This window comes from Streptomyces sp. rh34 (assembly GCF_002551245.1).
Lineage (GTDB): Bacteria > Actinomycetota > Actinomycetes > Streptomycetales > Streptomycetaceae > Streptomyces.
Genome location: NZ_NTGZ01000305.1, coordinates 1 through 8,279, shown reverse-complemented (window position 1 = coordinate 8,279; position 8,279 = coordinate 1). Strand labels below are relative to the sequence as shown.

The following is an 8,279-nucleotide window of genomic DNA, read 5'->3' as shown; positions in this document are numbered from 1 at the left end:
GCAGTCGCCGTCGGTCAGCCCGGCGTACGCCAGCGGATCGGCGGCGGTCGGCGCGGTCTGGGCGGTGGCCCAGGAGGTGCTCCAGCGCGAACGTCCGGGGCCGGTGGCCCCCGCCGCGCGCGCGTCCGTCGCCGTGACGGCGACCGTGGCGGCCCCGGCTGCCGCCGCGTACAGAACCCCGCGTCTCGCGGGCCCCCGGCCGCTCACTGCGGGCACACACCGGTCGGGTCGTAGGAGCTGCCGTAGGTGCCCACCGCGTCGCCGCCCGTGTTGCCGCTCATGGTGTTGGAGCAGACCGGGCCCTGCGGGGTGCGCATGAACTTGATGCCGCCGCCCGCGTTGTCGGTGATGGTGTTGCCGTAGACGGAGGTCGCGGTGCCGTCCGTCGCGGTGTCACCGCCGAGCCGGACGCCCGCTCCCACGTTGTCGTGGACGGTGTTGTAGCGGAAGATGTTGCCGCTGCCCCGGGCGTCCAGCCCGCCGGAGCTGGGGTCGCGCTGGCCGCTGCAGTCGTTGTGCTCGACGTAGTTGTTCGTCGCGTTCTCCTTCACGTCCACGCACTCGTTGCCGCGCGTGACGATGGTGTTGTGGTGGATGCGGTTGTTCCGGCTGACGTCGGCCGCCGCGTCCGGAGCCCCGTTGGCTCCCTGCTGCTCGGGTGCCGTGCCGAGGTAGATCCCCTCGCCGTTCTTCCCGCCACCGTCGAACACGAAGTCGGCGACCCCGCAGCCGGTGATGGTGTTGTCGTTCACCTCGGCCCCCGTGACGAGGTAGCGCAGCCGCAGGCACTCGTCGGCCGCGTTCTTGAGGATCATGCCGGTGACGCGCAGGCCACCGACCCCGTTCCCCGGCGTCGTGCTCATGACATAGATGAGTTTGAGCCGGTAGCCCGACACGTCCGAGGCCGACCCGTGCAGGCCGTCGACGGTGAAGCCGCTGAGCGTCGTGCTGTCATGCCGGACCTGGATGATCCGGGCGCCGCCCGCGCCCTTCACCACGGCGTTCGACGGACCGGTGACGGTGACCCCGGCCCGCGCGGTCACCACGTCCTGTCGGTAGGTGCCCGGGGCCAGGTTCACCACCGCGCCCGACGGAGCCAGATCCACCGCCTTCTGGATCGTGGCCAGCGGAGCGCCCGCCGACGTGCCGGAGTTGGCGTCGCTGCCGGACGGCGACACGTAGTACGCGCTCGCCGCCGGGGCGGCGGCCGAGGGCGTGGTCACGACGAGCGGGGAGAGGCCGGCGACGAGCGCGGTGGCCAGGGCGGTGCGCGGAAGACGGGTCATGGGGTGTGCCTCCTGGGATCGGCGAAGGACAGGGCGAGCAGTACCGGGACGCTCGGGCCGAGCAGCAGCGGCCCCAGCGGTACGACGAGGGAGAGCAGAACGGCGGAGATCACCGCGCCGAGCAGGGCGGTGCCCCGGGCCGGGGACCCGAAGCCGAGCGCCAGCGCCCCGGCCGACCAGGACCGGACACCGCCGTCCGGGTCCCGGCCCGCCACGGCCGCGAGCGCCACATGATGGATCACGAACGCCGCCGCGATGCCCACCTGCGCGGCCAGCAACGGGAAGGTCCACGCCTCCGAACGGCCCAGCAGAGAGACGGTGTTGGCGGCCAGGACGGACGCGACGGCCGTGGACAGCAGACCGTGGAGCCACAGCGCGCGCCAGTAGCCGCGGAAGGCGGCCAGCGTGTTGGTGAAGCAGCGGCTGTCCCCGTCCACCCGCCACTGCTGGAGCGCGCGGCCCATCGCGGCGAGCGCCGGCAGCCAGGTCACCACACCCAGCGCCAGCAGGGTGAACGCGGCTCCGGCAGCGGCCGGGTAGGCGATGAACTCCAGCCTGCGCAGCAGCGTCGGCCAGCCCGACGGGGTGGCTTCCGGAACAGGCGGCGACGCCACCGCCCCGGCGAGAGGTGTCCCCATGATCTACCCGACCTTTCCTGTGTACGGATCCGTCACGTCCAGGAGTACCCGGCCCGCCAGCTCCAGCCGGGTCGCCGCCACGACGTACGGGAACCCGGCGGCGGTGAGCAGGACGGCGGCGGCGTCCGCCGCGAGCCCCTCACCCCGGATACGGCGGTCGACGGGGGAGAGGAACACGCTCTCCTCGCCGTCCGCGAACCGCACACCGTGGCCCTCGGCCAGCCCCGCCCCGGCGACCGGGCACGCGGCGTCCGGCGTGATGGCGGTGAGGAACAGGCCCGCGCGGGAGGCCGGAGTGGTCACGTCCAGCGTGTGCAGGGTGCGGGTGAGCCGCAGTTCCGGCGTGCTGGACGTCGGATTGGCCGCCACCTCCAGGACCCCGGTGCGCACCGACGCCTCGCCCGGGGCCAGCCGCCGCACCCGGGCGGTGGCCTCGCCGGACCTGATCAGCCGGCTGCCGTCGCCGTGCTCCTCCGTAGGCCGGTCCGTCCGGAGCAGGAACGTCCACTCCCGCGGCTCCTGAGACTCCGCCAGGTCCAGGAGCACCAGCCGCCCCGCCGGGGTGAACACCAGCGTCCGGTCCAGCCGGCGGACCCCGAGGGACGGGTCGTACATCGCGGCGATCTCCGCCGTGGCGTGCGCCCACCCCTCCTCCTCGCCCACCAGCACGTCCCGCTGCCGGGCCTGCCGCAGATAGGGAATCCCCTCGTAGACGTGGTAACGGTCCTCGTCCGCGTACCCCTGCCCGTCCACCAGCAGCAGATTGTGGTGTTCCGCCCGCTTGCGGTTGCTGTAGCCGTCGTCCACGGCGAGGTGGGCGGCCCCCGACAGCAGGACGAAGGAGCCCGAGTCCGGGTGGTGGTGACCCTGGTTCAGGGTCTCGTGGCCCAGCTCCGCCCGGTGTTTCGTGCTCGTCTCCCAGGCCCGGTGGCCGCCGCCCGGACTCGCCTTGAACGACACCGCGGTGGCGTCGGCGTCCCAGCCGGTGCGGGCCGCGAGCAGCCCCAGGTCCGGGAAGAACGCCCGGGTCGCGGTGGGCCGGGCGGCCACGACGGCCGGGTCGTACCAGAGGTATTCGAGGTACGCCTCCGGCAGGATGCCCGGCCGCACCCCGCTGTGCTCCGCCTCCGCCCGGAGCAGCTCGCCCGAGGCCAGGTCGCCGAGCCACTGCGCCTCGGCGATGCCGTACCGCGCGGCCAGCCGGTAGTAGAGCCCGGCGCTGTGGCCGCTGCGCCGGTCGTGGCAGTCGCCGTGGTCGATCGTGAACGCGAAGCCGGGCGCGCTCTGGTGCAGCCGGTAGTCGAAGGTGTTCGCCATGAAGCCTCCCCGGTCCCACCAGTCGACGCCCTCGGCCTCCGCCAGCAGATCCAGGTGGATCGCCAGGAAGGGGACCCCGTAACGCCAGTAGACGACCCCCTCCGCGTGCGAACCGTCCTCGGGCAGCACCTCCAGCACCGTGGCGAGGTTCGACTTCGCCCGTTCGGTCCACTCCTCCTTGCCCAGCACGTAGCCGGCGGTCGCCAGACCCGCGTAACAGATCCAGTTGTGGTTCTGCCAGTACGAGGACGACCACCAGCGGCCCTCGCTCGCCACCGCGAAGTCGTACAGGCGGCGCCCCTGGATCATCAGCTTGTAGCGGAGCAGCGCGGCCACGTCGTCCGGCAGGTCGTCCCCGATCCAGCGCAGGGCGAGCGCCAGGTGGTGGAGCAGCCAGCCGGCGTCCAGGTCGTGGTCGGGCATATGGGCCCGGCCCCAGTGCGGCAGCCGTGACGCCGCCTCGATCCAGCGCACGCTCTCCGCGAGATCGGCCGGGTCGCCGCCGATCCGGTAGGCCAGGGCCGGGTTGGACGCGGCGGGGCCCAGCCAGGTGATGCTGGCCAGCGGGTGGGTGCGGGGCGGGGTCAGCCCGCGGTGCCGGGCCGCCTCCTCGCGCACCCGGGTCTCCTGCACGGGGCGCGGACCGGGTGGCGGAGTCGCCGAGAGCAGCACGGCTCAGCCCCCCGTCCGGAAGCGGGCGATCGAACCGTCCGCCAGTTCCACGGTCAGCTCCGTACCGTTCAGCCGCACCTCGCTCACCGCGGGGCCCGCCGACGCCGCCTGGTAGACGGAGGCGAAGACGACGTGCGCTCCATCGGCCGTGAAGTCGACCCGGGTCCGGGTGCGCTGCGGGTCGTCCGCCGGACCGGGGCCCGGCAGCGTGAGGGGGCGCACCGGCACCCCGGTGCTCTGTGTGTGCCAGCCGTGCAGCGTCTCGTCCCCGTACCAGGTGGTGCGCACCGGGCCCGCCGCCTGCACCTGCACGTCCAGCGCGGTGCCGGGACGCAGTTGGGCGGTGACGCGGGGCTCCTCCCGGCCCGTGACCTCCACCGTCAGCAGGTCCACCAGATAGCACGGGCCGACGGCCACCCGGCGGACCGCCCGGACACCCTCGTACGCCTCCGTCACCTCGGCGGTCACCGAGACGGGGTCCGCCGCCGTCAGCGCACCGGCGCACTCGGCCTGCTCGGCGCCGTCCACCCGGAACGCGGGGTGGGCCGCCGTCGAGGTGTACAGGTCGCGGAAGTCCGGGTGGGCGTACGGCACCTGGCCCGGGTCCGGTTGCCACGCGGTGGTGTCGCCGTACAGATACAGCGAGAGCTTGTCCCGGTGGCCGTGCGATCCGCCGTGCGGGCCGAAGTCCACCAGGGCGTGGACGCCCGCCGCCCGCAGCACCGCGTACCCGGTCGAGGGGAACACGGTGACCGGGGCGGAAGCGGCCCGCCGGGGGAGCGGGGGCCCGGTGAACCAGCCGCCCAGCTCACGGTCGAGAGCGTCGTCCGCGTCGCCCAGCTCCGCACGGACCAGGTCCGCCACCGCCTCCAGCGCGTCCGAGGGCACCGACTGCTGCGCCAGCGCGATCAGTTCCAGCCACTCAAGGCCGAGGGCGTCGCGCCGGTAGGGGCCGTCGTGCAGGGCGGGCAGCACACCGCCCGGCGTCGCGACGGCGGCCAGCACGTCCGTCATCCCGGCCAGCACGCCCACCACGTCGGTCGGCAGCGCGGACGGGTCGGTGGAGCGCAGCGCCAGCAGCGCCGCCCGCAGCACGAAGCCGTGGTAGTAGGTACTGCCCTCCCACTCCCAGCCGTCGTCGGCGACGGCCACGCGCAGATGCGCGTACAGCCCGTGCTCGCCCTCCAGCCACCTCCCGGCGCCCTCCCACGGGCGACCGCGCACGGCGGCCGCCGCCCGGCTCGTCGCCACACCGGCCGCGTTCAGCCACGCCGTGTAGTTGGAGGCCAGGTGTCCCTGGGCGGTCAGCACGTCCCGGGCCTCCAGCGCGGCCTCCTCCAGCGCCTCCAGCAGCGGCAGCACCGCCGCCAGGTCCCCGGCCTCCTTCTCCGCGAGCGTGATCACCGCGTGCCCGACGTTCACCGCCCAGACGGCGTCCGTCAGCGCCTGGTGGAAGAGCCGCCCGCGCAGCATCCAGCCCTGGGCCTCGCCGTGGCAGTCGGCGGCCAGCTCGGCGTACAGGCCCGCGTACTCGCCCAGCCGCTCCACCGCCTCCGCCCGCTCGCCCCGGTGCGCCAGCACCCGCAGGCGACGGGCCCAGGCCTGGTGCGAGAGGACCAGCCACGCGCCGCGCACCGCTTCGCTGTCCACCCGGCAGCCGTGCGCACACCGCGCACCGCCCTTTGGGAACACCCCGGCGAGGAGATCGCCGTGCTCCAGCTCCACCCCGTGCGCCGGGCAGACGTACGCGTGCCACCAGCCGCCGCGCTGCCGCGCGATCCGCCTCAACGCGGCCATACGCCACCGTCGATGTCCGTCGTGGTCGCCGTCAGGAAGCCCGAAGCGGGCGAGGCCAGATGGACCACGGCGGACGCCACGTCCTCGGGGGTGCCCGCCCGGCCGACCGGGATGCCCGCTTCCATGGCCTCCTGCGCCGCGGGCGCGGTGAAGGTGTCGTGGAACGCGGTGCCCTTGATGAAGCCCGGCGCGACCGCGTTGACCGTGATGCCGGTCCCGGCCAGCTCCTTGGCCAGGCCCTTGGTGAAGCCGCGGATGCCGGCCTTCGCGGCGGCGTACGCCACCGAGCCGGGACCGCCGCCGTTGTGCGCGGCGAGCGAGGACATGGTGATGACGCGTCCGGCAGGGGACCGTGTCAGATGCGGCAGCGCCGCCCGCACGGTGCGGAACGTCGAGGACAGGTTGGTGGAGATCACCCGGTCGAAGTGTTCGTCGCTCATCTCGGCGACGGTCGAGCGGCCGACGAGGTGACCGGCGTTGCAGACCAGGATGTCGAGTCCGCCGAGAAAGCCGGCCGCCTCCTCGACCAGCCGGTCCACGTCCGCGCTCACGGTCGCGTCGGCGGCGAACGCCTTGGAGCGCCTGCCCAGCGCCTCGATCGCCGAGACCGTGTCGGCCGCCAGGTCGGCGGAGGAGTGGTAGTGCACGGCGACGTCGGCGCCGGCCTCGGCCAGCGCGAGAGCGATGGCGCGGCCGATGCCGTGCCCCGCCCCCGTCACCAGCGCGCGGGAGCCCTGCAGATCAGCAGACATGGGTGAAGCCCTTTCGGTTTCCGGCCGCTGGGGCCGGATTCGGTGCCCGGCCGCAGGGGGCCGGGGGCCGGTCACTTGAGACCGGCGGTGGCGAAGCCCTGTACGAAGTAGCGCTGGCCGATGAGGAAGAGAAGGACCATGGGAAGGGTGGCGAGCGTGGTGCCGGCCATCAGGAAGTGCCACTGGGTGCCGTTCTCCGTCTTGAAGACGGAGAGCCCGACCTGGATGACCCGCAGACTGTCCGTCCGGGTCACCAGCAACGGCCACAGGAAGTTGTTCCAGGACGACTCGAAGGTCAGCAGCGCCACGGTGGTGAGCGCCGGCTTGACCTGCGGCGTCATGATCCGGGCGTAGATGCGGAACTCGCCGAGGCCGTCGAGGCGGGCCGCCTCCTCCAGCTCCACCGGCAGATCCAGGTAGAACTGGCGGAAGAGGAAGACCGCGAACGGCGTCACCGCACCCGGGATGATCAGCGCCCACCAGGTGTCGAGCCAGCCGCTCCCGCCCTGGCCGAGGATGTCGTTCCCGCCGGCCAGCGGCATGAAGCGGACGATCAGGAACTCCGGCAGCACCTTGGTGTACGTAGGGATCATCAGCGCCGCGATGAACAGGTAGAAGATCACCTCGCTGCCGCGGAACCTGATCCGCGCCAGCGCGTACCCGGCCATGGAGGCGACCAGGACGTTCAGCACGGTGTGACTGAACGCGATGATGAAGCTGTTGCGGGCGTACGTGGCGAACGGGGCCGCCCGGAACGCGTCGACGTAGTTGCCGAACTGCCAGCTGCCGGGCAGGAGTCCGGCGTCCTGGGAGGCGATCTCCACCGGCGACTTGAGTGAGGTGATCACCATCCAGGCGAACGGCACCACCATCAGCAGGGAGATCACCGACAGCGTGATGTAGAGCGCGACCCGGCCCGGGGACACCGGCCGCCGGCTGCCGCGCCCCCGCGGCTTCGCGGTGATGCTGTCCACCGGCTTCCGCGTATCAACTGTGGCCACGGGTGCCTCCCATGATCCGCCGGTTGACCAGGGTGAAGCCCATCAGCAGCACGAACAGCACCAGGGACTGGGCGCAGGCGTATCCGACGCGGAACTCCCGGAAGGCGGACTTGTAGATCTCGTAGGTCATCATCGTCGTGCTGTTGGCGGGGCCGCCGTCGGTGAGGATGTAGATCTGGTCGAAGGACTGGAAGGCGCTGATCATCGATGTGATGAGCACGAAGAACGTGGCGGGCTTCAGCAGCGGCAGCGTGATGGAGAAGAACTGCCGGACCTTCGACGCGCCGTCCACCGACGCCGCCTCGTACAGCTCCCTGGGGAGCGACTGGAGCGCGGCGAGATAGATGAGCATCTTCATGCCGATGCCCTGCCAGATGCCGACCAGGATCACCGAGGGCATCGCCCACGTCGTCGAGGAGAGCCAGGCCGGGCCGTCGATGCCGATGAACGACAGCAGCGCGTTGAGCAGGCCGTTGCCCGGGTTGTAGATCCACAGCCAGACCAGGGCGATGGCGACCGTGGCTGTGACCTGCGGCAGGAAGACCGCGGTGCGGAAGATGCCGCGCGCCTTGAGGCCGGTGTGCAGGGCCATGGCCAGCAGCAGGCCCAGCAGCATGCCGAACGGCACGGTGAAGAAGGTGTAGACGGCGGTGTTGACGATGGACGTGCGGAAGACCGCGTCGTCCAGCATGTCCCGGAAGTTGTCCAGACCCACGAACTGCGGGGCGGTCAGCACGTCGTACTTCGTGAACGCCAGGGCCACCGCGGCCAGCACCGGCAGGCCGATCCACAGCGAGGCGTGCAGCAGCGCGGGCG

General features: G+C 72.5%; 7 protein-coding genes and 1 pseudogene. All 8 read right to left on the bottom strand.

Annotated elements, in window-relative coordinates; translation table 11 throughout:
- A pseudogene (locus CR470_RS33315) lies at positions 1-216 on the bottom strand (SGNH/GDSL hydrolase family protein); the annotation flags it as partial.
- Positions 204-1,286 carry a DUF1565 domain-containing protein gene (locus tag CR470_RS33310; protein WP_097871185.1) on the bottom strand — a complete coding sequence of 361 codons (1,083 nt, stop codon included), beginning with the start codon at positions 1,284-1,286 and terminating at the stop codon, positions 204-206. The pseudogene CR470_RS33315 and the gene CR470_RS33310, both read right to left, overlap by 13 nt.
- On the bottom strand, positions 1,283-1,924 hold the full coding sequence (locus tag CR470_RS33305) for a DUF624 domain-containing protein (RefSeq protein WP_257139001.1): 642 nt from the start codon (positions 1,922-1,924) through the stop codon (positions 1,283-1,285). Before CR470_RS33305 ends, CR470_RS33310 begins: the two co-directional genes overlap by 4 nt.
- Positions 1,925-1,927: 3 nt before the next feature.
- Complete coding sequence (locus tag CR470_RS33300) at positions 1,928-3,859, bottom strand: hypothetical protein (RefSeq protein ID WP_257139000.1); 1,932 nt, start codon at positions 3,857-3,859, stop codon at positions 1,928-1,930.
- 57 nt (positions 3,860-3,916) lie between these two features.
- Positions 3,917-5,710, bottom strand: a complete 1,794-nt coding sequence (locus CR470_RS33295) for a heparinase II/III family protein (protein WP_257138999.1) — start codon at positions 5,708-5,710, stop codon at positions 3,917-3,919.
- Entirely contained in the window at positions 5,698-6,462 is a 765-nt protein-coding gene (locus CR470_RS33290; RefSeq protein WP_097871183.1) for an SDR family NAD(P)-dependent oxidoreductase, read from the bottom strand. Before CR470_RS33290 ends, CR470_RS33295 begins: the two co-directional genes overlap by 13 nt.
- Before the next feature lie 71 nt (positions 6,463-6,533).
- Positions 6,534-7,463, bottom strand: a complete 930-nt coding sequence (locus tag CR470_RS33285) for a carbohydrate ABC transporter permease (protein WP_097871182.1) — start codon at positions 7,461-7,463, stop codon at positions 6,534-6,536.
- Positions 7,450-8,279: carbohydrate ABC transporter permease (locus CR470_RS33280; RefSeq protein WP_107489522.1), on the bottom strand; the 830-nt coding region annotated here is incomplete at its 5' end. The genes CR470_RS33280 and CR470_RS33285, both read right to left, overlap by 14 nt.

Excerpts from the sequence above, each read along its gene's own strand:
- CR470_RS33310 (WP_097871185.1), bottom strand. The coding sequence starts at position 1,286 with ATGACCCGTCTTCCGCGCACCGCCCTGGCCACCGCGCTCGTCGCCGGC.
- CR470_RS33305 (WP_257139001.1), bottom strand. The coding sequence starts at position 1,924 with ATGGGGACACCTCTCGCCGGGGCGGTGGCGTCGCCGCCTGTTCCGGAA.
- CR470_RS33295 (WP_257138999.1), bottom strand. The coding sequence starts at position 5,710 with ATGGCCGCGTTGAGGCGGATCGCGCGGCAGCGCGGCGGCTGGTGGCAC.
- CR470_RS33290 (WP_097871183.1), bottom strand. The coding sequence starts at position 6,462 with ATGTCTGCTGATCTGCAGGGCTCCCGCGCGCTGGTGACGGGGGCGGGG.